30 protein-coding genes are annotated in these 25435 nt (G+C 63.1%); 14 read left to right on the top strand and 16 right to left on the bottom strand.

Translation table 11 applies throughout. The annotated features are described in order from the left end of the window. Positions 1–2 precede the first annotated feature (2 nt). Genes ACX82Z_RS04470 through trbB form a run of 10 tightly spaced genes read right to left on the bottom strand, consistent with a single transcriptional unit; the run spans position 3 to position 9407 of the window. Complete coding sequence (locus ACX82Z_RS04470) at positions 3–1130, bottom strand: TraB/TrbI/VirB10 family type IV secretion system protein (protein WP_012092664.1); 1128 nt, start codon at positions 1128–1130, stop codon at positions 3–5. After that, positions 1127–2155, bottom strand: a complete 1029-nt coding sequence (gene trbG, locus ACX82Z_RS04465) for a P-type conjugative transfer protein TrbG (RefSeq protein ID WP_012092663.1) — start codon at positions 2153–2155, stop codon at positions 1127–1129. The genes ACX82Z_RS04470 and trbG overlap by 4 nt, the downstream gene beginning before the upstream one ends. After that, entirely contained in the window at positions 2152–2841 is a 690-nt protein-coding gene (gene trbF / locus ACX82Z_RS04460; RefSeq protein WP_012092662.1) for a conjugal transfer protein TrbF, read from the bottom strand. Before trbF ends, trbG begins: the two co-directional genes overlap by 4 nt. Then, positions 2838–4196, bottom strand: a complete 1359-nt coding sequence (gene trbL, locus ACX82Z_RS04455; protein WP_012092661.1) for a P-type conjugative transfer protein TrbL — start codon at positions 4194–4196, stop codon at positions 2838–2840. Before trbL ends, trbF begins: the two co-directional genes overlap by 4 nt. Positions 4197–4199: 3 nt before the next feature. Further along, positions 4200–4487, bottom strand: coding sequence for a putative entry exclusion protein TrbK-alt (trbK-alt, locus tag ACX82Z_RS04450; protein WP_012092660.1), 288 nt, complete (start codon positions 4485–4487; stop codon positions 4200–4202). Between the two features lie 16 nt (positions 4488–4503). Next, positions 4504–5286: a P-type conjugative transfer protein TrbJ gene (gene trbJ / locus ACX82Z_RS04445; protein ID WP_012092659.1), complete on the bottom strand. Its 783-nt coding sequence runs from the start codon at positions 5284–5286 to the stop codon at positions 4504–4506. Beyond that, on the bottom strand, positions 5283–7793 hold the full coding sequence (gene trbE, locus ACX82Z_RS04440; RefSeq protein WP_012092658.1) for a conjugal transfer protein TrbE: 2511 nt from the start codon (positions 7791–7793) through the stop codon (positions 5283–5285). The genes trbJ and trbE overlap by 4 nt, the downstream gene beginning before the upstream one ends. Before the next feature lie 8 nt (positions 7794–7801). Beyond that, positions 7802–8083, bottom strand: a complete 282-nt coding sequence (locus ACX82Z_RS04435) for a VirB3 family type IV secretion system protein (RefSeq protein ID WP_012092657.1) — start codon at positions 8081–8083, stop codon at positions 7802–7804. Further along, a complete protein-coding gene (locus ACX82Z_RS04430) occupies positions 8083–8412 on the bottom strand; it encodes a TrbC/VirB2 family type IV secretion system protein (RefSeq protein WP_012092656.1) in 330 nt (109 codons plus the stop codon). The genes ACX82Z_RS04435 and ACX82Z_RS04430 overlap by 1 nt, the downstream gene beginning before the upstream one ends. Beyond that, positions 8409–9407, bottom strand: coding sequence for a P-type conjugative transfer ATPase TrbB (gene trbB / locus ACX82Z_RS04425; RefSeq protein WP_012092655.1), 999 nt, complete (start codon positions 9405–9407; stop codon positions 8409–8411). Before trbB ends, ACX82Z_RS04430 begins: the two co-directional genes overlap by 4 nt. Positions 9408–9835: 428 nt before the next feature. Here trbB and ACX82Z_RS04420 point away from each other — a divergent pair, with 428 nt between their 5' ends. Next, the gene (locus tag ACX82Z_RS04420) at positions 9836–10201 is read left to right on the top strand and encodes an ArsR/SmtB family transcription factor (protein WP_012092654.1); all 366 of its coding nucleotides are present in this window, start codon (positions 9836–9838) and stop codon (positions 10199–10201) included. An 8-nt stretch (positions 10202–10209) separates the two neighbouring features. Then, positions 10210–11145, top strand: a complete 936-nt coding sequence (locus tag ACX82Z_RS04415; RefSeq protein ID WP_012092653.1) for a bile acid:sodium symporter family protein — start codon at positions 10210–10212, stop codon at positions 11143–11145. 7 nt (positions 11146–11152) lie between these two features. Here ACX82Z_RS04415 and ACX82Z_RS04410 read toward each other — a convergent pair whose 3' ends face one another. Further along, entirely contained in the window at positions 11153–11569 is a 417-nt protein-coding gene (locus ACX82Z_RS04410; protein ID WP_012092652.1) for a MerR family transcriptional regulator, read from the bottom strand. A 66-nt stretch (positions 11570–11635) separates the two neighbouring features. On the opposite strand from ACX82Z_RS04410, the gene ACX82Z_RS04405 reads away from it, so the two are divergent. The 6 genes from ACX82Z_RS04405 to lspA all read left to right on the top strand — a co-directional run bounded on the left by ACX82Z_RS04405 (position 11636) and on the right by lspA (position 16798). Beyond that, the gene (locus tag ACX82Z_RS04405; protein ID WP_028034401.1) at positions 11636–13768 is read left to right on the top strand and encodes a heavy metal translocating P-type ATPase; all 2133 of its coding nucleotides are present in this window, start codon (positions 11636–11638) and stop codon (positions 13766–13768) included. Positions 13769–13834: 66 nt separating this feature from the next. Beyond that, entirely contained in the window at positions 13835–14452 is a 618-nt protein-coding gene (locus ACX82Z_RS04400; RefSeq protein WP_012092650.1) for a cation transporter, read from the top strand. Continuing rightward, positions 14445–14948 (top strand): copper chaperone PCu(A)C, encoded by a 504-nt coding sequence (locus tag ACX82Z_RS04395; RefSeq protein ID WP_459586845.1) that lies wholly within the window; start codon positions 14445–14447, stop codon positions 14946–14948. Before ACX82Z_RS04400 ends, ACX82Z_RS04395 begins: the two co-directional genes overlap by 8 nt. Beyond that, entirely contained in the window at positions 14945–15565 is a 621-nt protein-coding gene (locus ACX82Z_RS04390) for an SCO family protein (RefSeq protein WP_012092648.1), read from the top strand. The genes ACX82Z_RS04395 and ACX82Z_RS04390 overlap by 4 nt, the downstream gene beginning before the upstream one ends. Further along, positions 15565–16308: a cytochrome c biogenesis CcdA family protein gene (locus ACX82Z_RS04385; RefSeq protein WP_012092647.1), complete on the top strand. Its 744-nt coding sequence runs from the start codon at positions 15565–15567 to the stop codon at positions 16306–16308. Before ACX82Z_RS04390 ends, ACX82Z_RS04385 begins: the two co-directional genes overlap by 1 nt. 25 nt (positions 16309–16333) lie before the next feature. Next, complete coding sequence (gene lspA / locus ACX82Z_RS04380) at positions 16334–16798, top strand: signal peptidase II (RefSeq protein WP_012092646.1); 465 nt, start codon at positions 16334–16336, stop codon at positions 16796–16798. Positions 16799–16903: 105 nt separating this feature from the next. Here lspA and ACX82Z_RS04375 read toward each other — a convergent pair whose 3' ends face one another. Next, positions 16904–17401: a DUF6428 family protein gene (locus tag ACX82Z_RS04375; RefSeq protein ID WP_012092645.1), complete on the bottom strand. Its 498-nt coding sequence runs from the start codon at positions 17399–17401 to the stop codon at positions 16904–16906. A 46-nt stretch (positions 17402–17447) separates the two neighbouring features. Here ACX82Z_RS04375 and ACX82Z_RS04370 point away from each other — a divergent pair, with 46 nt between their 5' ends. The 6 genes from ACX82Z_RS04370 to ACX82Z_RS04345 are packed head-to-tail and all read left to right on the top strand — an operon-like array spanning position 17448 to position 21834. Continuing rightward, positions 17448–17807, top strand: coding sequence for an ArsR/SmtB family transcription factor (locus ACX82Z_RS04370; protein WP_012092644.1), 360 nt, complete (start codon positions 17448–17450; stop codon positions 17805–17807). Next, positions 17800–18348 carry an arsenate reductase ArsC gene (locus ACX82Z_RS04365; RefSeq protein WP_012092643.1) on the top strand — a complete coding sequence of 183 codons (549 nt, stop codon included), beginning with the start codon at positions 17800–17802 and terminating at the stop codon, positions 18346–18348. Before ACX82Z_RS04370 ends, ACX82Z_RS04365 begins: the two co-directional genes overlap by 8 nt. An 8-nt stretch (positions 18349–18356) precedes the next feature. Beyond that, complete coding sequence (gene arsC, locus ACX82Z_RS04360) at positions 18357–18782, top strand: arsenate reductase (glutaredoxin) (protein ID WP_012092642.1); 426 nt, start codon at positions 18357–18359, stop codon at positions 18780–18782. A gap of 27 nt (positions 18783–18809) precedes the next feature. Continuing rightward, a complete protein-coding gene (gene arsB / locus ACX82Z_RS04355; RefSeq protein WP_012092641.1) occupies positions 18810–19898 on the top strand; it encodes an ACR3 family arsenite efflux transporter in 1089 nt (362 codons plus the stop codon). Continuing rightward, positions 19895–20611, top strand: a complete 717-nt coding sequence (arsH, locus tag ACX82Z_RS04350) for an arsenical resistance protein ArsH (RefSeq protein WP_012092640.1) — start codon at positions 19895–19897, stop codon at positions 20609–20611. Before arsB ends, arsH begins: the two co-directional genes overlap by 4 nt. Before the next feature lie 26 nt (positions 20612–20637). Continuing rightward, a complete protein-coding gene (locus ACX82Z_RS04345) occupies positions 20638–21834 on the top strand; it encodes an MFS transporter (protein WP_049768451.1) in 1197 nt (398 codons plus the stop codon). A gap of 152 nt (positions 21835–21986) precedes the next feature. On the opposite strand, the gene ACX82Z_RS04340 is transcribed toward ACX82Z_RS04345, so the two are convergent. From ACX82Z_RS04340 to ACX82Z_RS04325, 4 genes are read right to left on the bottom strand one after another with little or no spacing between them, the layout of a single operon-like run. Then, positions 21987–22562 carry a hypothetical protein gene (locus tag ACX82Z_RS04340; protein WP_028034399.1) on the bottom strand — a complete coding sequence of 192 codons (576 nt, stop codon included), beginning with the start codon at positions 22560–22562 and terminating at the stop codon, positions 21987–21989. Beyond that, positions 22555–22983: an EF-hand domain-containing protein gene (locus ACX82Z_RS04335; protein ID WP_034658497.1), complete on the bottom strand. Its 429-nt coding sequence runs from the start codon at positions 22981–22983 to the stop codon at positions 22555–22557. The genes ACX82Z_RS04340 and ACX82Z_RS04335 overlap by 8 nt, the downstream gene beginning before the upstream one ends. Further along, on the bottom strand, positions 22980–23429 hold the full coding sequence (locus tag ACX82Z_RS04330; RefSeq protein ID WP_012092637.1) for a ribbon-helix-helix domain-containing protein: 450 nt from the start codon (positions 23427–23429) through the stop codon (positions 22980–22982). Before ACX82Z_RS04330 ends, ACX82Z_RS04335 begins: the two co-directional genes overlap by 4 nt. Positions 23430–23433: 4 nt before the next feature. Further along, entirely contained in the window at positions 23434–25419 is a 1986-nt protein-coding gene (locus ACX82Z_RS04325) for a conjugal transfer protein TraG (RefSeq protein WP_012092636.1), read from the bottom strand. Positions 25420–25435: the final 16 nt, after the last annotated feature.

The raw sequence follows: 25435 nt of genomic DNA, 5'->3' as shown, positions 1-25435 counted from the left end.
GCTCAACCTCCTGCGGGCTCGAATACCAGGTCGCGGGTCACAATAATCCTGACCGGAAAGCCGGGCCGGATGGTGAGCGTCGGCGCGACCTGCAATTGGCGCTGGACGATCTGCTGCCCGGCCTGATTGACGGTATCCTGTGCGCCGTCGCGAATGGCGCGGATCAACCGGTCCTCGTCGCTGGTCGCCAGCTCTGTACCGACCGCGAGCAGTGTGGAAAGCCCTGCCGCTTTCATCAGATCCCACCAGTGATAATCGACGCCATCCTCAAGCCCGGCGTAACCGGAAGCGTCCGCGCCCGGCAGGCGCTCCAGAACGATGGAGCGGCCGCCCGGCAGGATCAGGCGATTCCACACCAGCAGGACGCGGCGCTGGCCGAAGGTCACGCCGTCATCATATTGGCCGATGATGCGCGTTCCCTGCGGGATCAGAAGCAGCGAGCCGGTCGGGCTGTCATAGACGTTTTCGGTGACCTGCGCGGTGATCTGGCCCGGCAGATCGGAGCGGATTCCGGTGATGAGTGCGGCCGGAATGACGGCTCCAGCCTGAAGGATGTAGGGCGATGCCGGCGGCGTGACGCGATCTGGCGCAACCGTCTGTCGGTCGACCGGGCTATTGAGGAAAGCCGCGTGCCTGTTCTGCCCTGTGCCGTCCGGCTGCAAGCCTATCCCGGCTATTCCTGGCATGGCCGTTCCCGCTGTCCCGCCAGAACGCGACCCGGACTGGAAGAACACGTTGCTCAAGCGCGCGGCCTCTTCCTCGGCGCGGCGGCGCTCCTCTTCGGGATCGACGGCTGGTGTGGTGATTGCCGGAGGCGCGACTGGCTGCCCCCGGTTCTGCGCGTCGAGGATCGGACGGCCAAGGTCGCCCGGCAATGCCGGTCCCAGGACGGGGCCGGTATAGTCGCGCGGCAGACCGGCGAGGCCGTCAGCCGTGGGTCGGTTTTCGGTCGAATAGAGTTCGCCGCCACCCGGCCCCGCATCGCGGGTCTGGAGCGCATAGATCAAGGTTCCGGCGATGCCGAGAAGCGCGACCGCGCCAACGCTTGCCAGCAACTTTCGGGACAGGCGGGTGACACGAGGCGGCTCGGCGCGCAGGCGCATGGGGGCGGCGGTATCGGTATCGCTCATGACGACGATCCTCCCGTGGTCGTGCTGGCTGGTTCTGCTGCGGCCTGCGTCGGGTTGATGCGGACGATCCTGACCACTTGCTGCCGATCGCCGCTGCCAAGGCGCAGTTCGGCCGCACCGAACAGGCGGTCCACGATCAGGACATTCTGGTGGACACGGCTGTTGACGATCTGCGTTTCTCCGTCCGACCCGATGACGAACAAAGGCGGCATTTCGCCCTGCACGATGCCGCGCGAGAAAATGACATAGACGCGGCGGCCATCGTCGAAGACGGAGAGCGGCCGCCATGGCGGGCTGTCGCCCCGCACCTGCAATCCGTAGCGATAGTTCCGCGCCGCCTCGGCGGGGATGATGGGCGCGGCGGGCGTGGTGGCACGGCTTCCCGCCGGCGCCGCGGGATAGGCCCATGCGACGGAAGGCATGTAGAGCGATTCCCGCGCGCGCAGCTCGATCATGTAGGTGCGCCGGTCGGTGGTCACGACAAGGTTGGTGGAAATGTCCGGGCGTGTCGGCTTCACGAGGATGTGGACGCGGCGGTTCGCGCCCGAACCGGATTCGGTGTCGCCAATGATCCATCGTGTCGTATCCCCGGCCGCAATAGGTCCCGCGCCGGTCAGGCTTTCGCCCGGCGCCAGCGCGATATTTGTGATCTGGCCGGGGGCCGCATAGACCTGATAGAGCGCGCCTTCGCTCCACGGATAAATCTGGATGGCGTTGTAATAGCCCTCACGGCGAGGTTCGACACGGGCGGCGGCATTGGCGTTTTCGACACGGCCGTCCGGAGTGCTGGCAGCAGTTCCGCCCCGCGCGACCGTCCAGGCCGGCGGCGTGTGAAGCGGCCGGGGCCGGTCGTCGGTGGCGACCGTCTGCACGGTGGGCAGCGGCGGCACGTCGGCGTCATAGTTGAATTGCGGCGTCCGGTTGGTCGCGCAGCCGGCCAACATGGTCGCGGAAAGCAGCAAAGCCGCGAAAGCGGGTTTACGGAAAACCGGAAAACCGGCTCTACGGAAAGTCGTGCGGGTCATTGGCTCATCTCCCGCGACCATGAAATTGCGTTGATGTAGATTCCCAGCGGATTGGCGCGTAATCGTTCGGCATCGCGCGGGGGCTGGATCACGACAGTCAGGATCGCGGTCCATCGCTCGGTCGTGGAAAGCTGGCCGTTCTCGAAATGGCGTTCGGTCCAGGCGACGCGGAAACTGTCCGGCGAAGCCCGGATGACGCTCGACACCTCGACGGCGATCTGCTGGCGGCCGACCTTGGTGAAGGGATCGTTGGCCCGCGCATAATCGTTCAAGGCCGCCGCGCCCCGGTCGGTGGTGAACTCGTAAGCCCGAAGCCAGTTCTGCCGGACGATGATCGCGTCCGCCGGGATCGCGCGGACCTGCTCGATGAAGCGGCCGAGATGGAAGGCGATCTGCGGATCGGTCGGGCGATAATCGGCGTTCGCGGGCGCGACAGCCTGCGCCTGACCGAGATTGTCCACCTGCACCACCCAGGGCACGACGGTTCCACGCGCCGATTGCCAGACGAGCGCGGCGGCAAAGCCGGCCGAGAGGATCAGACAGCCGAACGCCATATAGCGCCAGTTCTTCGCCTGCACGCGGGCCGAGCCGATGCGTTCGTCCCAGACCTGTGCGGCTTTTTGATAGGGAGTCTCGGGTTCCGGCACCTTGCCGTAATGGGTCGTCGGTCGTTTGAAGATGTTCATGTGCGGTCACTTTCGGAAAGGCTGACGGAGGAGCCGCCGCCGTGGCTGTCGCCGGATCGGACAGCATGAGCAGCAGCCGTGACGCCGTGGCTCATGGCCCGGCCACGCCGCATCTGCTGCGCCCAGGCCGGCGGCCCATCAGGGGTTGAGGGGGTTGACGGCGCAGGCGACGAATCTCTGCCGACGGTGCCCATGGTCGACGTGCCGCCGGATGCCGCGAATCCGGCTTTCGCACCATCGGAATAGCTGGATTTCAGGCTGTCGCTGGCGCGGGAGGCGGCGCGCTTGAGTGGTGAAACGGCGGCGGAGGCTCCGGCGCGCGCCACACCGCCAAGGCCGGAGGCGACCCCGGCCGTGCCGGACCCGCCCAAGGAGCCGAGGGTATAGGCGGACGAAGCCGCACCGGCGGCCGAGGCACCGCCGCGGGCAAGTGCTGCCCCGCCCGAGAGTGCGGCTGCGCCACCCCGCGCCGCGAGCATGGTCGCGCCACCGGCTGCGATCGCAGCGCCGCCAACCGCAAGGCCAGTCCCGACGGCGGCGCCGGCACTGAGTTGCGGGCCTCCGGAGACGAGGCCGGTGGCGATGCCGGGGCCGAAGATGCCGAGGCCGAGAAGGGAAAGGGCTGCCAGCACGATCGCCATGGCGTCGTCGATTGTCGGGGTCGCACCGCCGAAGCCTGCGGTAAACTGGCCGAAGAGCGTGGAGCCGATGCCGATGATGACGGCGAGGACCAGCACCTTGATACCGCTGGAGATCACATTGCCCAGCACCCGCTCGGCCATGAAGGCGGTCTTGCCGAACAGGCCGAATGGAATCAGCACGAAGCCGGCCAGCGTGGTCAGCTTGAACTCGATCAGCGTGACGAAAAGCTGGATTGCCAGGATGAAAAAGGCCAGCACCACCAGCGCCCAGGCGAACAACAGGCACGCGATCTGGATGAAGTTCTCGAAGAAGGCGATCCAGCCCATCAGGTCCGAAATAGATTCCAGCAGCGGGCGACCGGCGTCCAGCCCGGTTTGGGCAACGCGGCCGGGGCGCAGCAGATCGGCAACCGAGAAGCCAGTGCCGGACGCCATGAGCCCGAGCCCGGCGAAGCTCTCGAAGACGATCCGTGCGAGATTGTTCCAGTTGCTGATGAGATAGGCGAAGACGCCGACGAACAGCGTCTTTTTCACCAACCGCGCAATGATGTCGCCGTCGGCGCCCCAGGCCCAGAACAGTGCGGCGAGCGTCACGTCGATGACGATCAGCGTCGTGGCGATAAACGCCACCTCGCCGCCGAGCAGGCCGAAGCCGGAGTCGATATAGCTGGTGAAGATGCCGAGAAAATTATCGATGACCCCCGTTCCGCCCATGGCTCACGGTCTCCCGTTCTGTGCGGGGGTCGCTGGCGCGGGTGTCTTGCCGAGGAAGCGATCGCGGGTCTCGGCCCAGGTTCGGAGGCAGTCGGCATCATTGGCCGCCGCCTCGCCCAATGCCTGGCAACGCCGCTGTTCCAGACGCAGCGGATCGGTGGCGGGCTGAAGCGCTGGGACGGAAGGTGCTGGCGCGGGGCCTTCCTCACGCGACATCTCGATGATCGCCGCCGTGATGGCCACGGCCACGAACACAATGGCCGCGATCCGGGCCAGCACCTTCCCCTCCATACTCCGCCTCCTTTCCTCAGTTGAACATTCGCGCGTTGCCGGGCTGATAGCCTGACCCCGGCGTCAGGAAACGCTCGCGCTGAATGCGTCCCTGTTCGGCTGCCGTGGCGCGTTCGGCCTCGGTCAAGGCATTCGCCCGGCCATTGGCCGAGATGACAGCGATCAGGTCCGAAAGCTGCTGCGACTGGAGGGCGAGAAGCTGGTTGCCAGCCTGGGTCGCCTGAAGCGCGCCGGTCGCCCCCTGGCTTTGGCCGACAAGCTCCGACATTTGCGTGCGATTGCTGTCGATATTGCCGACGACGCCGGCCTGGACGCGCATGGCGTCCTGCAGGCCGCCGACGGTGTTTTCCCAGCGCGAGCGCGCATCGGCGATCATCTGGGTGTCGGTCGCGGTCAAAGACAGCTTGCCGTAGTCCTGCTGGAACATCTGATCGATGTTCTGAACGTCGAACGCAATGTTCTGGGCCTGCCCGAGAAGCTGCTGGGTCCGCTGGACGTTCTGCTGAAGCGCCTGAAGCGAGCTGTGAGGCAGGCTCGCGAGATTGCGGGCCTGGTTGATCAGCATCTGCGCCTCGTTCTGAAGCGAGGTGATCTGGTTGTTGATCTGCTCCAGCGTACGGGCGGCGGTCAGCAGATTCTCCGCGTGGTTGGTCGGATCATAGACGATCCGGCCGAACCCGCCGAAGAAGGCATGGGCCGGGGTGATGAAGTCCGGCGCGAGCGCCAGCGGCGCGGCAAGCGAAAGGGCGAGCGCCGAAGCGCTGGCCATGCGGGAAATCCGGGTCTTTGTGCGCGTCATGGGGTACTTTCCTCTTCTTCCAGGGTGAGCTCGAACGCGTCCTCATCGAAAATGACGGACGGCAGATCCTCGCTTTCGGTCGCGAGATTGCTGAGGTCCGGGATCAGTTCTGCGGCCCATTCGACGCCACGCGCCTTGAGCCAGGCGGCGAGGAACCCGTCGCGGCCATGCTCGGTGAGGATTTCGCTGATCAGGGCCTGATCGGATTTGGCCGATGCGGCGCAAAGCGCCAGCCCGACTTCCGACAATCCGAGGTCAAACAGGCGGTTGCCGCGCCGCGACTGGCAGTAGTAGTCCCGCTTGGGCGTGGCCCGTGCGAGGATCTCGATCTGCCTGTCATTGAGGCCGAAACGGCGATAGATCGCGGTGATCTGGGGTTCGATGGCGCGCTCGTTGGGCAGCAACAGCCGCGTTGGGCAGCTTTCGATGATCGCCGGCGCGATGGCTGAATTGTCGATGTCGGACAGTGACTGCGTGGCGAAGATGACGCTGGCGTTCTTCTTTCGCAGGGTTTTGAGCCATTCCCTGAGTTGGTCCGCGAAGCCTTCGTCGTCGAGCGCCAGCCAGCCCTCGTCGATGATCAGCAGCGTGGGCCACCCGTCTAGCCGGTCGCCGATGCGGTGGAAGAGATAAGAGAGGACCGCGGGCGCCGCGCCGGTCCCGACAAGGCCCTCGATTTCGAATGCCTGCACGTCTGCTGAACCAAGATGTTCGGTCTCCGCATCGAGCAGCCGGCCATAGGGACCACCGACGCAATAGGCGCGGAGCGCCTGTTTCAGATCATTCGACTGGAGCAGCACGGCGAGGCCGGTGATGGTGCGTTCCCCGACCGGGGCGGAGGCGAGCGAGGTCAGGGCCGTCCAGATGTGCTCCTTCACCTCCGGGGTGATCTGGATGTTCTCGCGCGTCAGGATCGCCACGATCCAGTCGGCGGCCCAGGCGCGTTCGGCCGTCTCGTGAATGCGCGCCAGAGGTTGCAGCGAGACGGATGTTTCGGAAGCGTCGGTCAGCTCGCCACCAAGATCGTGCCAGTCACCTTGCATCGCGAGGGCGCAGGCCCGGATCGAGCCGCCGAAATCGAAGGCAAAGACCTGTGAGCGCGCGTAGCGCCGGAACTGCAAGGCCATTAGCGCCAGCAGCACCGATTTGCCGGCACCCGTCGGCCCGACGACAAGCGTATGGCCGACATCGCCGACATGGAGGGAAAACCGGAACGGGGTCGATCCTTCGGTCCTGCCATACAGCAGCGGGGGCGCGCCGAAGTGATCGTCCCGTTCCGGTCCCGCCCACACGGCGGACGAAGGGACCATGTGGGCAAGGTTGAGCGTCGAGACCGGCGGTTGCCGGACATTCGCATAGGCATGTCCGGGCAAGCTGCCGAGCCAGGCGTCGACGGCGTTGACCGTTTCGACCATGACGCTGAAATCGCGGGACTGGATGATCTTCTCGACCAGCCGCAGCTTTTCGTCGGCGCGGCGGGCGTCCTCGTCCCAAACGGTGACGGTCGCCGTGACATAGGCCATGCCCGCCATGTCGGCGCCAAGTTCCTGCAGGGCCATGTCGGCATCGGCCGCCTTGTTGGCGGCGTCGGTGTCGACGAGCGCGGATTGCTCGTTGGTCATCACCTCTTTCAGGATGGCGGCAATCGACTTGCGCTTGGCGAACCACTGGCGCCTGATCTTCGTCAGCAGCCGGGTCGCATCGGTCTTGTCCATGAGGATGGCGCGGGTCGACCAGCGATAGGGAAAGGCCAACCGGTTCATTTCGTCGAGCAGGCCGGGGGTGGTGGTTGCCGGAAAGCCGGTGATCGTCAGCACCCGGAGATGCTGATTGCCCAGGCGCGGCTCCAGCCCGCCGGTCAGCGGCTGATCGGCCAGCAGCGCATCGAGATAGGTCGGGGTTTCGGGCACGCGGACGCGATGCCGGTTGATCGAAATCGTCGAATGCAGGTAAGTCAGCGTCCCGGCGTCATCGAGCCAGCGGCATTCCGGCATAAAACCGTCGAGCAGCGCCAGCACGCGGTCGGTGCGGTCGGCAAAGCCGCGCACCAGTTCCCAAGGGTTCACGCTCGACGTTTCGCGGCCCTCGTAAAGCCAGGACTCGGAGCGGGCGGCATCCTCGGCGGGCGGAAGCCAGAGGAAGGTCAGGAAATAGCCAGAGACGAAATGGCTGCCTTTCTCCTCGAAATCGGCCTTGCGCTCGGCATCGACCAGCGCCGATGCGGGATCGGGGAAGCGGCTCGCCGGATAGGTGGCGGCTTCCGACCGCTGTGCTTCGACGAAGATCGCCCAGCCGGAGCCGAGGCGACGGAAGGCATTGTTAAGGCGGCCAGCGACCGCGACCAGCTCGGCCGCGACGGCGGAATCCAGATCGGGACCGCGAAACTTCGCGGTGCGCTGGAACGAGCCGTCCTTGTTGAGGACAACGCCGAAGCCGACCAGCGCTACCCAGGGAAGGTAATCGGCGAGGCGGGATGCGGTACGGCGGTATTCGGCGAGATTCATCATGGGCTTCCTCACACCGAAAGATGACCGGGGATGCGGAGGTGGCGGCGCGCGACCTCGACGAAGAGCGGATCGCGCTTGGCGGCCCAGACGGCGGCGATGTGACCGACGGCCCAGATCAGGATGCCGGCCAGCCAGAGCTGGAGGCCGAGGCCCACGGCTCCGGCCAGCGTGCCATTGAGGATCGCGACGGAGCGTGGCGCTCCGCCAAGCAGGATCGGTTCGGTCAGGGCGCGGTGAACCGGCACACTGAATCCCGGAACCGCGTCGAGCGCCTCGAAACTCACCGCCATCAGACCAGCGCTCCGCCGCCGAAGCTGAAGAACGAGAGGAAGAAGCTGGACGCCGCGAAGGCGATGGAGATACCGAAGACGATCTGGATGAGGCGACGGAAGCCGCCGCCGGTATCGCCGAATGCGAGCGTCAGGCCGGTGACGATGATGATGATCACTGCCACGATCTTGGCCACCGGGCCTTCGACGGATTCAAGGATGGATTGCAGCGGCGCTTCCCAGGGCATGGAGGAGCCAGACGCTTGGGCGGGGGCAGTCATCAGGCTCGCCCAGGTGAAGGCGGCGGCGGTCGCCAGATGATGACGGATACGAACGGCGCAACGGATCATGCAGGTTCTCCTGGAACGTGAGGGATTGAGGTGTCGGGAAAAGCGAGGGAAATCCGGTAATCGCCGTCGGGGCCGAGCCCTTCGACGCAGGCAAGTTCGGCCAGCCGGCGCGCGGAGCCGCGGCCAGCGAGGACGGCCACGAGGTCGATGGTCTCCGCGATCATCGCGCGCGGCACAGTGACGACGGCTTCCTGGATGAGTTGTTCGAGGCGGCGCAGGGCGCCGATGCCGGAACCAGCATGGATGGTGCCGATGCCGCCCGGATGGCCGGTGCCCCAGGCTTTGAGGAGATCGAGCGCCTCGGCGCCGCGCACCTCACCGATCGGAATGCGGTCCGGACGCAGGCGCAGCGAAGACCGCACCAGTTCCGACAAGGTGGCGACACCATCCTTGGTGCGCATCGCCACGAGATTCGACGCTGCGCATTGCAGTTCGCGGGTGTCCTCGATGATGACGACCCGATCCTGCGTCTTCGCCACCTCGGCGAGCAGCGCATTGGTCAGCGTCGTTTTACCGGTGGACGTGCCGCCTGCGACAAGGATGTTGGCGCGGGACGCGACGGCCGCGCGGAGCGTTTCCGCCTGATCGGCGGACATGATGCCGGCGGCCACATAGTCGTCTAGCGTGAATACTGCGACCGCGGGCTTGCGGATGGCGAAGGCGGGTGCGGACACGACCGGCGGCAGCAACCCCTCGAAGCGCTCGCCGGTTTCGGGCAGTTCGGCCGAGACGCGCGGGCTGCGCGCATGGACTTCGACGCCGACATGGTGGGCGACCAGCCGCACGATGCGCTCACCGTCAGCGGCGGACAGTATTTCGCCCGTATCGGCCAACCCTTCGGACAGCCGGTCCACCCAGATGCGTCCGTCCGGGTTCAGCATGACCTCGACGACAGACGGGTCTTGCAGCAGGGTTGAGATGGCAGGCCCGAGCGCTGTCCGGAGCATGCGCGCGCCGCGGTCCACATTTGCCTGTTTGTGGTTGATGCCTGGCATCTCGTCCCCGTTCCACCGGGGAGGCGAGAGACGATCCCCGGATGGGGATCACTAAAAGAGACACAAAACAGGTCGTTTCAACAAGTTTCGGTCGTCGTAGTAGTGTGGGATAAAATTACAGGAGAACGGCGGTGTGCCTGACCAGTCGGATGATCTGCAGGCACACCGGCATGCTCTCGACTGATTCGACCGGCCCGTGGCGTCAGGCCGCCTCGCCGGGACCGAGCCGACGTTCGCCCCAGGTGGTCCGCTCTCGGAAATCATGTCGCAAGTGGCTTAGCACTTGCGATAAAGTCTTGTGAAACGAATAGCCGCGACTTTCCGGGTGCAGCCGATCTATTGCGGGTTTCAGGAATTGCGCGAGATTGAGGCGCGCGCGCTCCATCTATAAGCAATAATTTCAACAAAACATGAAACGTTGAAATGATATGGACGAAAACGACGCGCTCGCGGGCTTCGCCGCGCTCTCTCACAAGGACCGCTTGCGGATAATCCGCATGTTGGTCGTCGCGGGGGCTGACGGCATGGCCGCTGGTGCCATCGCCGGCGCGCTCGATGATGCGCCGCCGTCGCGCGTCTCCTTCCATCTCAAGGAACTGGAGCGTGCCGGACTCGTGCAGGGGCGGCGAGATGGCAAGTCGATCATCTACAGCGCCAACTGGCCGGCGCTCTCCGATCTCGTCGCCTTCCTCATGCACGACTGCTGCCAAGGTCACTGCAAATATTGCGATCAAGCGATTGCCCTGTTCGCGAAATGCGAGGGCCGCCCAACCGGTACGATCCGCTGCGAATAGGACTGCCGATGCAGAAAGCCCTCGCCTTTGTTGAAAACAATCTCCTGCTGCTGGCCGTTGTAACGGCCGCGCTTGGCCTGCTCGTCCCTTCGCTCGGCATGGTCCTTGAAAGCGGCATAAGCCCGCTTCTGGCATTGCTGATGCTGGTCATCAGCCTGACATTCGACGCTCACGCCGTGAAGCTGGTTTTCCGGAAGCCGAGCCGGCAGCTTTGGGCGCTTGGCCTCGTCTATGGTCCCATGTCGCTCGCCGGATGGCTCACCGGGCGGCTGTTCTTCGGCTCTGGGCCGCTGGCCGCCGGTCAAACCCTTGTCGGCACTCTGCCGACTGACGTTTCCGCTCCGTTGCTGGTCCTGCTCGCACGCGGCAATGTCGCCCTCGCGGCGGTCCTCAATGCGGTCAACACAGTGCTTTCGCCCTTCATCGTGCCGATCCTGTTCCTGCTTCTCACCGGAATCGAGCTGCAAGTTCCCATCGGGGCGATCATCATGGAATTAGTGCTGATCGTGGTGCTGCCGACCGTGATCGGGGTCTACCTACGCACGCGATACCCGGAAGCGGTCGGCCGACACGATGGCCTCTATCCCTCTCTTGGTTCGGTGCTCTACCTGCTCCTGCTTCTGGCGGTCGTGGGTCCAAACGCCGAAACAATCCTCGGCTATGGCTGGTTCGCCCTCCTAATCGCGCTGGCCGCGCTCACGCTGAACCTGATCGGCTATGCGGTCGGGTCCATCGCAAAAGTCTTTGTGGCCGACCGGCAAGAGCTGATCGCCTACCTGTTCACGGTGAGCAAAAAGGAGTTCTCCATTGCGGCGGCGTTCGTAGCGGCGTCCGGGTTGCCCTCGGAAATCGCCGTGCCTGCCGCCTTCTTCGCTGTGATCCAGATGATTACGTCACCGATCGCCGCAAAGATTTTGGCATCGAGAGGCCCGGCGCTGCGGTGAGCAGTCATTAGGTTCTGGCTGGCAGCGGAGACAGGCTCTCTATTATCCTACAATCTGCGACCAGCCCGCATCCACACTGGTCTATCATCCTGTCCAGTTCCGACTTGAGCGCAGTTAGGTCTTCGATTTTTCGCTCGACTTCCTTCCGGTGCTCCTTTGCAATCGCATCAATCGCCGCGCAGGACTGCGAACGATCGTCGGCCAGCTTGAGAAACTCCCTGATCTGATCGAGCGAGAAACCAAGCTCGCGCGCACGCCTGATGAAGCTGAGGCGGTTGAGGTGGCCCGGCTCATATGCACGGTAGTTGCCATCGGTACGCGAGGGTGCGGGCAGGAGACCGTTCTTCTCGTAGAACCGGATCGTCTCGACCTTGGTCCCCGTTCGTCTAGCCAATTGGCCGATCATCAGAATTCTGTCGTTCATCTCTTGACCCTATAGTTACTACAGGGTCTATCTACAATGTCACATCGGGAAAGTCGAGGTGACATCATGGCGGCAGCGAGCCCTTACAGACTGCGTGTAGAAGGCATGGACTGCGCCTCCTGCGCGTTGAAAATTGAAACGGTGATGCAACGCCTGCCGGGCGTTAGCGACATTCATGTCAGCTACGCCAACGAGACGCTCGCATTGCAACTGGATGAGGACCGTACGGCTCTCGGCACCATTGAGCAAAAGATCCGAGCGCTCGGCTACACACCAGTGATCGAGCAGACCGAGGCAAAGGCGAGCCCACCTCGGAAACGCAGCACGGAGGCGTGGTGGAAAGGCAGCAAGGGTCGGCTTGTGCTCCTTACCGGCGCGTTGTTCATCCTTGCCTTCGCCCTCGCGCGTGTCCTGCCCGAATCGGAGCAATGGCTATACTCGGGCGCTGCATTGATCAGCATCATCCCGTTCGCGAGGCGGGCGGTCGCCGGCGCGATGTCCGGCTCCCCCTTCACCATCGAGACGCTGATGACGGTCGCGGCACTCGGCGCGGTCGCCATCGGCGAGGCCGAAGAAGCTGCTGTCGTGATCTTTCTGTTCGCAGTGGGCGAATTGCTTGAAACCGTGGCGGCCGGCCGTGCGCGCGCTGGCATTGAAGCACTGATCGATCTCGTGCCTCGGGCCGCGTTCCGCGAGCGTGATGGTGTTGTTGAGAAGGTCGCCGCAGAAGATCTGGCCGTCGGTGATGTTGTCGTTGTTCGGCCTGGTGACCGTGTGCCGTCTGACGGCACGGTGATTGACGGCGTTTCTGAGGTCGATGAGGCCCCGGTGACAGGCGAATCCGTGCCCGTGCTGAAAGAAGCCGGCGCAAACGTCTATGCCGGCAGCATCAATGCAAATGGCGAGTTGCGGGTGTCGATCAGCCATGTCGCGGCCGACAACACCATCGCCCGTATCATCCACATGGTCGAGGAAGCCCAGGAATCAAAGGCCCCGACGGCGCGTATGATCGACCGTTTCAGCCGCTGGTACACGCCGGGCGCGATGGTCGTCGCGGCTCTGATCGTTGTCGTGCCGCCGCTCGCCTTCGGCGGTGACTGGATGACATGGGTGTATCGGGGTCTCGCGACGTTGCTGATTGCTTGTCCCTGCGCGCTCGTGATTTCCACACCGGCGGCTATTGCTTCGGGTCTTGCCGCCGGTGCGCGTCAGGGACTGTTGATCAAGGGCGGCGCGACGCTGGAAACACTTGGCAAGGTCGTAACCGTTGCCTTCGACAAGACGGGAACGCTGACGCGTGGCCACCCCCAGGTGACGGACATTGTGCCGATCAATGGTGATGAGAACTCCGTCCTTGCCATCGCGGCGGCCGTCGAGCGCAGCACCAGCCATCCTCTCGGGATTGCAATCGTGGAGGCGGCAAAGGTGCGGGGGCTCGAACTGCCCGCCACCTTCGGGGGCGGCGTTGCCACACCCGGCAAAGCGGTCACAGCGCGGTTGAAGGACGGCTTCGCTTCGGTCGGGTCTCCCCGTCACGCCGCCGAACAAACGGGCCTCGAAGAGAGCATCGTTGACACGATCACCGGGCTGGAGAGCCAGGGCAAGACGGTCGTCGTGCTCATCAAGGGCAAGACCATCGAGGGATTGATCGCCTTGCGCGACGAGCCGCGCGACGACGCTATCGAAGGTGTGAAGCGGCTGACAGATCGCGGCGTGCGCCCTCTGATGCTGACCGGCGACAACAAGCGCACGGCCGACGCCATTGCGGCTCATCTCGGCCTTGAGGCGAGCGCCGAACTTCTGCCCGACGCCAAGCTCGCCGAGATCGGCCGCCTCAGGGCTGATGGACCGATTGCCATGGTGGGAGACGGTATCAACGACGCTCCGGCGCTCGCTGCTGCCTCCGTTGGCGTTGCCATGGGTGCGGGCACCGACGTCGCGCTGGAAACCGCTGATGCCGCGCTGCTCAGAAACCGGGTGACGGGTATCGCTGATCTCATCGGATTGTCGCAGGCGACGCTCGGCAATATCTGGCAGAACATCGCAATAGCGCTTGGTCTGAAGGCTGTCTTCCTCGTGACGACTCTATTCGGCATTACCACGCTCTGGATGGCCATCCTCGCCGATACGGGCGCTACTGTCCTCGTTACGGCCAATGCGCTGCGCCTGCTGACCTGGCGCGGCACCCGCGACAAATGAGCTTGAACAGTGCGCACATGCAGGTCGCGGCTTCCACTTCTCGCCAAGAAAGCCGAGGTATAATTTATGAGTAATCAGTCCCAGGGCAGTGCCAATTCATCCGAGAAGAGCGAACAATGGGCGCTCGCATGGGTACTTGCGATTAATACTGCCCAGGCAGCCATTGTGGGAGGATTAGGTTGGTGGGCTCAGTCAACAGGATTGATGGGCTCTGCACTCGATAATCTTGGCGATGCCGGTGTCTACGCCATCAGCCTTTTCGTCGTAGGTCGCGGTTTGGCGGCGAAGGTTCGCGTTGCGCGGCTGTCGGGTATGCTCCTGATAGTATTCGCCGGTTTGCTTCTGTTTGAGGTTGGCCGACGCTTCTTCACTGGCTCCGATCCGATCGGGCCGGTCATGATCGCCGTGGCAATCGCGAGCGCGCTTACGAATATGATCTGCATGTGGTTCCTGAAATCACATCGGGAAAGTGGCGTGCATCTGCAAGCCTCATGGATATTCACGACAAACGATATGCTCGTGAACTCGGCGATCGCTGTTTCTGGTCTTGCAGTAATTCTTTTCAATTCGCCTTATCCGGATCTGATCATTGGCTTGGGTGTGGTTGTAGTCGTTGTCAGAAGCGGCTTCGAAATCCTTGAGAAGGCCGGCGAAGCTGGAAAAGGAGAAAAGGAACATGACTAGTTTGCGAGCCCTATCCGCCGCCTTCCTTGCCCTTGCAGTGTCGATCTCTCCTGCTGTGGGTCACGACTTCCAAGCTGGTTCGATCACCATCAATCACCCGTGGTCACGCGCGACTCCGCCGGTCACGCCGGTAGCCGGCGGCTATCTGACGCTGACAAACGATGGCGATATGGCCGATCGCCTGGTTTCAATCTCATCACCTCTGTCAGACCGGGTGGAAATCCATGAGTCGACCGTGAGCGATGGGGTTGCCAGCATGAGGCCTGTGCAAAATGGCATCGAAATTGGAGCTGGCGAGACCGTCGAGCTTCAACCTGGCGGTATGCACATCATGTTCTTGAAGCCATCGCGCCCTTTGAAGGATGGGAAGCGGTTTGCCGCGACTCTTGTGTTCGAGCAGGCCGGTGCGATCGACGTTGAGTTCGTTGTGCAGAACATGGGCGCTCGTCCGGAATCTGCGAACGAACATGACGGACACGGAGAGGCTGTCCAATGAGCGGCGTCAAACTTTTCCGCCTTGTTGCATGGGTTGCCGTCGCCGCTGTCGGCGGGCTTTTCATCGGCCTGTCCGTATCCAAGCCTTGGCAACAGCAAACCGTGGCGGTCGCGTCCTCGACAGGCACGGCAGCCATCGGCGGCCCGTTCCAGCTCACATCCCATCGAGGCGAAACGATCGACAATGCTGCGCTGGCCGGAAAGCCTTATCTCGCCTTCTTCGGCTTCACCCATTGTCCCGATGTGTGCCCGACGACGCTCTATGAACTGAGCGATCTCATGAACGAGCTCGGGCCGGTGGCCGACCAGTTCAACGTCCTGTTCTTCACCGTCGATCCCGAACGGGACACACAAGAATTGCTGGCTCAGTACATGACAGCCTTTGATAACCGCATCCTCGCACTGCGGGGAAACCGACAGGAAACGGACGCTGTGGTGAAGGCCTTTGCGGCCTATGCGCGAAAAGTGCCTCTGGAAGGGGGCGAATACACAATGGATCATACCGCCGGCGTTTACCTGATGGATGCCGAGAGCCAATTCGTCGGCACGCTCGACATGCACGAGCCGCGTGAGATTCGATTGCAGAAGCTCCGCCGCCTGGCGGGCGAGATTGGCTGATGGAGTTCTCCAGTATCGGAATAGCGACGGCTTTCGCCGCAGGTGTCGTATCCTTCCTGTCGCCCTGCGTCCTTCCGCTGGTGCCGGGCTATATCTCCTACGTCGCAGGCCGCACGATTAGCCCGGATGGCACTGCGGCCGATGCCGAATTCAAGGCGGCAAGCCGAACTCTCGGCCTCAGCCTCTGCTTCGTGCTCGGCTTTACGACCGTGTTCGTCCTCCTTGGGGCCAGCGCAACCGTGTTGAGCCGGCTCCTGCGCATGTATCTTTTCGAAGCGAACCTGATCGGAGGCGTAATCGTCGTCCTCTTCGGTCTGTTCACGACAGGCCTCGTACCAATGCCCTGGCTCAATCGTGAAGCGCGGTTCCATGCCAATCCGGGCAGCGGAAGCGCCGGCGCGGCTTATCTCCTCGGTCTCGCTTTCGCGTTCGGCTGGACTCCCTGCATCGGACCAGTGCTGGGCGCGATTCTGACCCTGTCCGCCGCCAACGCCACGGTCGCAAGCGGAACGACGCTGCTCGCCGTCTACTCGCTCGGCCTTGGCCTCCCTTTCATCTTGGCCGCTTTGTTCATGCGCGGGTTCATGGCGCGGATGATGTCGATGCGCCGTACTGGCCGGGTGCTCAAAATCGTCGCTGGTGGGGTGATGGTGGTGATGGGCATCGCCATGATCACCGGCCATCTAACCAGCTTTGCGATATGGCTGCTCCAGACTTTCCCGGCCCTCGGCCGGATCGGCTAAGCCGGAGTTTAAAGGACATTTGGACATGCTCAGGCTCGGCCTTCCCATCGCCCTTGGCGGATTTTTCCTTGATCAGGCGACGAAGTGGTGGGTCCTGAACCATGTTATGAACCCGCCTCAGGTCATCCCCGTCACCGGCTTCTTTAATCTCGTGCTCGGCTTCAATACCGGCGTGAGCTTCGGATTGTTCGGCCAGGCGCCGGCTTGGCTCCTGATGGCGTTCACGCTCGCTATAGTCGCTGGCCTCCTTGTCTGGATCCATCGAAGCGACAGCCGCCTGACGGCATCCGCCCTCGGGCTCGTGGTTGGGGGGGCGCTCGGCAATCTGCTCGACCGGCTGCGGCAGGGTGCGGTGGCGGATTTCCTGGATTTTTACATTGGCAGCTATCATTGGCCCGCCTTCAACCTTGCCGACGTGGCGATTGTCTGTGGGGTCGGGCTTTTGCTGGTGGAGAGCGTTCTGGCACGAGGCAAAACAAAGGCTGCATGAACAGAAGTCCTCGCCAGCTATCCGAAACTATCGCCGCAAAATTCCCGGAACCTGCAACGTAGCGGGCTTTAGAAGTAGTGCGACATGGCAATGGCTCGGGCGGGCTTAGCCGCAGCAGGCAGACGCTCTCGTCTGCTGCGCGCGATGCCTCGGCTTGCAGATTGCGGGGCGCGGGCTGAGACGCACAATCGTCCGGTCTTTCTCGATCTCGATTCCGGCCCCGTCATAGACCTGCATCGGCTCACCGGGCCGGCTCACCTCCCATGTCAACCGCGCGTCCGTGTCAAGCTGGACCCTGCTGCCGACCTTTCCCAAGATTGACCGGAACTTGGCGACGGTCATCGGCATGCTGCCTTCGGTCGGGGGAATATCCTCGACCTGCAAGACCGTCTCCCGCCACGCATCGGGATTGCCGCCGCAATCGAGCGTGACGAAGGAACCGGCCTTGACCTCCGTGATGTGATAGCCGGCCTGCACCTGCTGCCCGTCGCCATAGGCGAGCACAAGAACCTTGTCGGCATGGCCCTCCAAAATATCGAGGATCGCCCCGAGCGAGGCAACATCAGGAAATTCTGTGATTAAGGGGCTGGCGTAAGCGTTCATGTCCGTGTATCCATGATTCAACTACTCTTGAGATGTTGAGGCATACATGAACGAAAAGCAAGCCCTCTCTGCCTTCGCGGCGCTCTCGCAGGAAACCCGGCTGCGCATCGTGCGCCTGCTGGTGACGGCCGGCCCGGAAGGGATGCCGGCCGGCGCGATCGGGGAAGCGATGGACGGCGCATCGTCGTCGCGCATGTCCTTCCACCTGAGCCACCTTGAACAAGCCGACCTCATCGAGTCGCGGCGCGACGGGCGCTCGATCATCTACAGCGCCTCCTATCCGGCGCTGTCCGGCCTGCTCGAATTTCTCATGCGCGATTGCTGCCAAGGCCACCCGGACGTGTGCAACCCGGCAGTCGCCGCGCTGTCCTGCTGCAAACCGACGAAAGGCGTCACCCATGCCTGAGCCTATGGCCAATCACTCCGATAGAATCTTCAACGTGCTGTTTCTTTGCACCGGAAATTCCGCCCGCTCGATCCTTGCCGAAAGCATCTTGAACAAGGATGGTGCGGGTCGCTTCCGGGCCTATTCGGCTGGAAGCCAGCCCAAAGGCGAAGTGAACCCGCTCGCCCTGAAGGTACTCGAAAGCTACGACTACCCGGCTGAAGGCTTCCGATCGAAAGGATGGGAAGAATTCTCCGGCCCCGACGCGCCGGTGATGGATTTCGTGTTCACCGTCTGCGACAACGCGGCCGGCGAAGCCTGTCCGGTCTGGCCGGGCCAGCCGATGACCGCGCATTGGGGTATCGAAGACCCCGCCACCGTCGAGGGCACCGAGATTCAGCGCATGGCGGCTTTTGTCACGGCGTTTCGCTACATGAAAACCCGGATTTCGGTCTTCGTGGCCTTGCCCGTCGCCAGCCTCGATAAATCGTCGCTCAATATGAAGCTCAACGAAATCGGTCAATCCGAAGGGGCAGCCTCGCCCCGCTCTGGCGCGGCGTGAGGCAATCCATGGATGTCATTGTCTACCACAATCCCGATTGCGGCACCTCGCGCAATACGCTCGGCCTGATCCGCAATTCCGGCGTCGAGCCGCATATCATCGAATATCTGAAAACCCCGCCCTCACGGGCGCTGCTCGCGCAACTCATCGAGCGCGCCAGCCTGACGGCCCGCTCGATCTTGCGGGAGAAAGGAACGCCCTATGCCGACCTCGGCCTTGGCGATCCAGAATTGAGCGATGACGCATTGCTCGACGCCATGATGGCGCACCCGATCCTCATCAATCGCCCCCTCGTCGTCACCCCCCAAGGGGTCAAGCTCTGCCGACCGTCCGAAGCCGTTCTTGATCTGCTGCCCCCACAACGGGGCGAGTTCGTCAAAGAGGATGGCGAGCGGATCATTGACGAACATGGACGGCGCGTTGCTTCCGCCTGACTTTCAGCCTGCGATTGGAGAATACTGATGGCTTCCCTCAAGCCAGCTTCCCGCCTTGGTTTCCTCGACCGCTATCTGACGGTGTGGATTTTCGCCGCGATGGCACTCGGCGTCGTGCTGGGCACGATATTCACCGGCTTGCCGGAAGCTCTCAACGCCATGTCGGTCGGCACCACCAACATACCGATCGCCATCGGCCTGATCCTGATGATGTATCCGCCGCTCGCCAAGGTGCGCTACGAAGAACTGCACCGGGTCTTTTCCGACAAGCGAGTGCTGATCCTTTCGCTGGTACAAAACTGGATCATCGGCCCGACGCTGATGTTCGCGCTGGCCGTGATCTTCCTGCGCGACCACCCGGAATACATGACAGGACTGATCCTGATCGGACTCGCCCGCTGCATCGCTATGGTGCTGGTCTGGAACCAACTCGCGCGCGGCGACAATCAATATGTCGCCGGTCTGGTTGCCTTCAACTCGATATTCCAGATTCTGTTCTTCTCCACCTATGCGTGGTTTTTCCTTTCCGTCTTGCCACCCCTCTTCGGCCTTGAGGGCAGCGTCATAGACGTGAGCTTCTGGACCATTACCGAAGCGGTGCTGATCTATCTCGGCATTCCCTTCCTCGCCGGGTTCCTGACGCGCCGCATCCTCATCGCTCGCAAAGGCGCGGGCTGGTATGAGCACGAATTTCTGCCGCGCATCAGCCCCATAACGCTAGCCGCGCTGCTGTTCACCATTGTCGCCATGTTCAGCCTCAAGGGCGCGGACGTGGTGTCGCTGCCTCTCGATGTCCTGCGCATAGCCATTCCCCTGGCGCTTTATTTCGTCATCCAGTTCCTCATCAGCTTCGCGATGGGCCGGCTGATCGAGGCGGATTATCCGCGCACCACGGCCATCGCCTTCACCGCTGCCGGCAATAATTTCGAGTTGGCCATCGCGGTCGCCATCGCGGCATTCGGTCTCGCATCGCCGGTGGCCTTCGCCGCCGTCATCGGCCCGCTCGTGGAAGTGCCCGCACTGATCCTGCTCGTTCATGTCGCGCTCAGGCTCGGCGCGAAGTGGTTTCCCGAGAAAGGGACGCCCGTTGCCGTTCCGGCCGAGGCCAAGCCATGACGGTTTCCGACCTTCCTAATGTGGTCCGCGCGGTGCTCGACAGCCCATCGGCTGAACGCCTACGAACGACGCCCTCTGCTCATCCGCCGCGCATTCTCCTGCTCTACGGCTCGTTGCGTGAACGCTCCTATAGCAAGCTGCTCACGCTCGAAGCCGAACGGCTCCTCAACCACTTCGGCGCGGAAACCCGTGTGTTCGATCCGCACGGCCTGCCGCTGCCTGATGGTGCGCCCGTTGATCATCCGAAGGTGCAGGAGCTTCGGAAACTTTCGGAATGGTCCGAAGGGCAGGTCTGGACCAGCCCCGAACGTCACGGTGCCATGAGCGGAGTCCTCAAGGCGCAAATCGACTGGATACCGCTCGCGGTTGGCGCAGTTCGCCCCACCCAGGGCCGCACATTGGCCGTGATGCAAGTCTCTGGCGGCTCGCAGAGTTTCAACGCCGTCAACCAACTTCGCGTCCTCGGCCGCTGGATGCGGATGATCACCATCCCCAACCAGTCCTCGGTCGCCAAGGCATATCAGGAGTTCGACGAAGCGGGTCGAATGAAGCCTTCATCCTATTACGACCGGGTGGTCGATGTGATGGAGGAACTGGTGAAGTTCACGCTTCTGACCCGCGACGTCGCTCCTTACCTCACCGACCGCTACAGCGAGCGCAAGGAAACCGCCCAAAAGCTGGAAGAGCGTATGGCGCTCAAGCGCGTCCGGTGACGACAAACCTGCCGGCTCAAACGGGCCTGTCTCCCGACGCGAGAAGGTGGCCCGTCATCTCCGCGCTCGGCATCGTACAGATATTTGCATGGGGCAGCTCCTATTACCTGCTCGCCGTTCTCGCCGCCCCGATCGCGGCCGATACGGGTTGGCCGCTTTCATGGATCGTCGGCGCTCTCTCCATTGGCCTGCTCGCGGCCGGCGTCGTTTCCCCGCGCGTGGGTGACGCCATTGGCCAGCACGGCGGGCGTCCCATCCTTGCTCTGGCTTGCCTGCTGTTCGCTGCCGGCCTCGTCATCCTTGCGGCTGCGCCGTCCCTATGGGTATTCGTCGCCGGATGGATCGTGCTCGGTATCGGCATGGGGGCCGGCCTTTATGATGCGGCATTTGCCACGCTCGGGGGCTATTATGGCCGTTCCGCGCGATCCGCCATCACTACACTGACCTTGTGGGGCGGCTTCGCAAGCACGGTCTGCTGGCCGCTCTCGGCCTTGTTTCTGGAGCATCTGGGATGGCGCGGGGCCTGCATGGCCTATGCCGGCATTCATCTCGCGATCTGCCTGCCGCTCGTGCTGCTGGTCCTTCCGAGCAACGGCAAGCCCAGGCCGATCGGTGGCAAAGACCAAGCTCCTGCGATCAAGCTGCGCGACCATGAGCGCCGGGCCTATCTGATCATGATGGCGATCGTGGTGCTGGCCGGATTGGGCGTCACCATCATATCGGTGCATCTGCTGACCCTGTTGCAGCAACGCGGGCTGTCGCTGGGCGAAGCTGTAGCCCTCGGCGCGCTGATAGGCCCGGCCCAAGTCGCCGGCCGAATTGGCGAAATGGCGAGCGGGGGGAGGCATCATCCCTTCTGGACACTCGCGGCCGCCTCCGTCCTGAGCGCGGCAGGGGTGACGATGCTCGCGGCAGGTTTTCTCATCATCGGCCTGTCGCTCATCCTCTACGGGGCCGGCAATGGCATCTTCTCGATCGCCAAGGGTGCGCTCCCGCTCGCCCTGTTCGGACCTTCCCGCTATGCGCCGATCATGGGGCGGCTTGCCCGGCCCAGTCTCGTCGCCCAAGCTGCCGGCCCAACCGTGGGTGCGATCCTGCTTTCGGTCGGGGGCACCGATCAAACTCTTGTGGCGCTGGCAGCTCTCGCCATCGCCAATCTCGCCCTCGTCGCGCTGTTATGGGGGCCGATCAAAGGAGAAGCGGGAAGCAACGATAAGTTTTGAGAAGCCGTCACGAAGATCCCTGATTTTTGTAGCAGGTCAGGCCAACGTTGAATTTTCAGGGGAATTTCTGTCGCAAATGTCGCGTGCGAAAGTCAAAATTGTGCGACTGATTTTTGCGACACGTCGCGGCCCGGAATCCGGGCCGCAATGGATTACCGCTCTTCCCGCTGCTGTGGTGCTGGACCGATTGTAGCGGGTTCCCCTTCGATGATGCGGATCGGCACGCCCAAAGCAGCCGAAAGGGATGCTTCGCTGCCACCGGCAAGCTCTGTTCCGGGGAGAACCGTAAGAACCACATATCCGGTGCGCTCATCGACATATCCGCCGTAGCCATCGGGAAGAACGCGCGTAATCATCTGGCGGTCATCCAACGCGGCGACCAGTTGATCGACGGTATGGGATGCGCCTGTCAGGACTTCGACACGCACCCGATCTTCGCCCAATTGGTACTGAAGCGTGCCCGCATCCCGGTCTCCCGTTAGCCTGACGACGACATGGAAATCGGGCTCGCGCTCGATGAAGATACCGGCGATACGGTCGCGGAAACGCTCCTGTAGGGCGGCCGAAAGCGGGCCGGTGTCCGGCTCCATCTCATGCGAGGGGATTTCAGGAACATAGTTCTCAGGCAACCCGGCCGGTCTGGCGGACGTGGGCGCCTCCGCGCCTGCCACGGATGCTGCCGCGACAAACACCGTTGCGCCAAAAGCCCCCGCCCATACCCTATTCATTTGTGGTTTTGCCGCGTGCTTCGAAGAGCGCGGCCTTGTCTTCCGCGGGGCTGATGAAACCGTCGCCATCGGTGTCGATCTGGTCGAAGACTTCATCGGTCATGTTCGGATTCCCGGCTTTCGCCTCTTCCCGGCTCAGCTTGCCGTCGCCATCCGTGTCGCCCGCGTCCCATTCGGCCTGCCATGCGGCTTCGTCAAAATCTGCGGGCGGTTCCGTCTGGGCGAAGGCAGGGACGGCGAGACCGATGGCGAACAGGCTGGCAATGGCAAGTCTCAAGGCTGTTCCTCCAAAGTCGAGTGAATATACAGCCATCACCTTAGGATAATTCGCGAAAATCCCAAAGACCGCGACAGTCGCGAAGGCCGCTTCCGGCGGATCCTTGTTACTGCTCAGCCAACCGGGAGCGGGAACTCGTGTCAACGACTAAGGCGGCCAAATTCAACTCTCTGATCCGTCACATCCTCCGACACCTCCTGCCGCAGCTTCGGTCCCTGTGCGAGGCGGCGACCGAGCGCGGTGATGAACGCCTCGTATCGCTCCGCTGATTTGGCCTTCGCGGCCTTTGCCGCCGGCTCAGGCAAGGCCGGTGTGGTGTTGACCCAGAAGCGGATGAAGACCGCCAGGCTTTCGACGGCGATGCCGACGTCTCGTTCAAGCCGGTCCATGCGGCGATCGAGTCGATCGAGGCGCTTGGCGATTATCGCCTCTCGGCGTTCGGCATCGTCGGGAGACAGGAATGAGGCGATGGCCGCCTCGCCGATCATCGACTGCGACCGGTCCCGCCGCGCGGCAAACTCGGTCAGGGCTTTTTCGACATCGGGGTCCAGATAGACGGTGAGTTTTTTCTTCTTCCGGAGATTGGCCATGGCGCTACAGCTCCATGCCGTCGTTCGGGTCCATGGCAACCTGCCGGGCAATGCCCTGCACCTGGCGGATCATGCGCCGATTTTGCATGGCCTCTTCCTCAACTTCATCGGGCGGCGCGATCTCGAATTCGTTCTCGAGGGGCTTTTTCTTCTCCACGGGCTTTACGCGGCTGAGTTCAGGCTGCAATCGGCGTTCGGATTCGGTCGGATCTTCGTCATTGGTTCTCTGGTCGCCGTGATCCGTGGCGCCTTCCGGTCGCGCCGGGATCGGAAGCTTGGTCCAGTCGTCGGGCCGCGTTTCTTCGGGACCTTTCAATTCAGGCGGTGACAGAACGCGCTCGCGAAACCGGGCGTCCTCGTAATAGCGCGCCTTCGTCGCCCGGATCGGGGGGATGCCCGCCACCATGACGATCTCCTCATGTGGGGGAAGCTGCATGATCTCGCCCGGCGTCAGCAACTGGCGCGCGGTTTCCGAGCGCGAGACCATAAGGTGCCCGAGCCAGGGCGACAGGCGATGGCCGGCATAGTTCTTCATCGCCTTCATCTCGGTGGCGGTGCCGAGCGCATCCGACACCCGTTTCGCCGTGCGCTCGTCGTTGGTGGCGAAGCTGACGCGGACATGGCAGTTGTCGAGGATCGAGTTGTTCGGCCCGTAGGCTTTCTCGATCTGGTTCAGCGACTGCGCGATCAGGAATGATTTCAGACCGTAGCCGGCCATGAAAGCCAGCGCGGTCTCGAAGAAATCGAGCCTGCCCAGCGCCGGAAACTCGTCCAGCATCAGAAGGAGCCGATGCCGCCCGGCGTTCGCCTGCAGGTCTTCGGTCAGGCGACGGCCGATCTGATTGAGCAGCAATCGCATCAGCGGCTTGGTGCGGTTGATGTCGGAGGGCGGCACGACGAGGTAAAGCGTGACCGGCTGATCGCCTCCCACAATATCGCTGATGCGCCAGTCGGAGCGGCGTGTGACTTCGGCCACGACCGGATCGCGATACAGGCCGAGAAACGACATCGCCGTCGACAACACGCCGCTGCGCTCGTTCTCGGACTTGTTGCGCAGCTCGCGCGCGGCGCTGGCAACGACCGGGTGCGGCCCCGCTTCGCCCAGATGCGCGGTCTTCATCATGGCGCGCAACGTGGAATCCACCGGGCGCTTCGGATCGGACAGGAATTTGGCCACACCTGCCAGGGTCTTGTCGGGTTCGGCGTAAAGCACATGCAGGATGGCGCCCACCAGCAGCGAATGGCTGGTCTTTTCCCAATGGTTGCGCTTGTCGAGACTGCCTTCCGGATCGACGAGGATGTCGGCGATGTTCTGGACGTCGCGCACCTCCCACTCGCCGCGGCGCACTTCCAGCAGCGGATTGTAGGCCGAGGATTTCGGGTTGGTCGGGTCGAAGAGCAGCACGCGGCCGTGCTGCGAGCGGAAGCCGGAGGTGAGCTGCCAGTTCTCACCCTTGATGTCGTGGACGATGGCCGACCCCGGCCAGGTCAGCAGCGACGGGACGACGAGGCCGACGCCTTTGCCCGAACGTGTCGGGGCAAAGCACAGGACATGCTCCGGCCCGTCATGGCGTAGATAGTCCTTCTCGTAACGGCCGAGAACAACACCATCGGGATCGAGCAGGCCCGCCGCCTTGATCTCTCCTTTCCCGGCCCATCGCGCCGAGCCATAGGTGGCGACGTTTTTCGCCTCGCGCGCCCGCCAGACCGACATGCCGATGGCGACGGCAATGGCGATGAAGCCGCCCGATGCCGCGATGATCCCGCCCTTGGCGAAGATCGGCGGCGCATAGGCTTCGTAGAAATACCACCACCAGAAGATCGCGGGCGGATAATAGATCGGCACGCCGAACATCACGAACCAGGGCGGCCCGAGTTGCGCCTGATAACCGAGGCTCGAGGCGACATACTGGGTCGCGCCCCAGGTGGTGGCGAGGATGATGAGGAAGACGATGGTGATCTGTCCCCAGAGGATCTTGGTCGCGGACATTGCGATGGTCCTTTCT

This window comes from Aliihoeflea sp. PC F10.4 (assembly GCF_054612275.1).
Note: the sequence above shows the minus strand (reverse complement) of the source record. Positions and strands in the feature narration are given on the sequence as shown.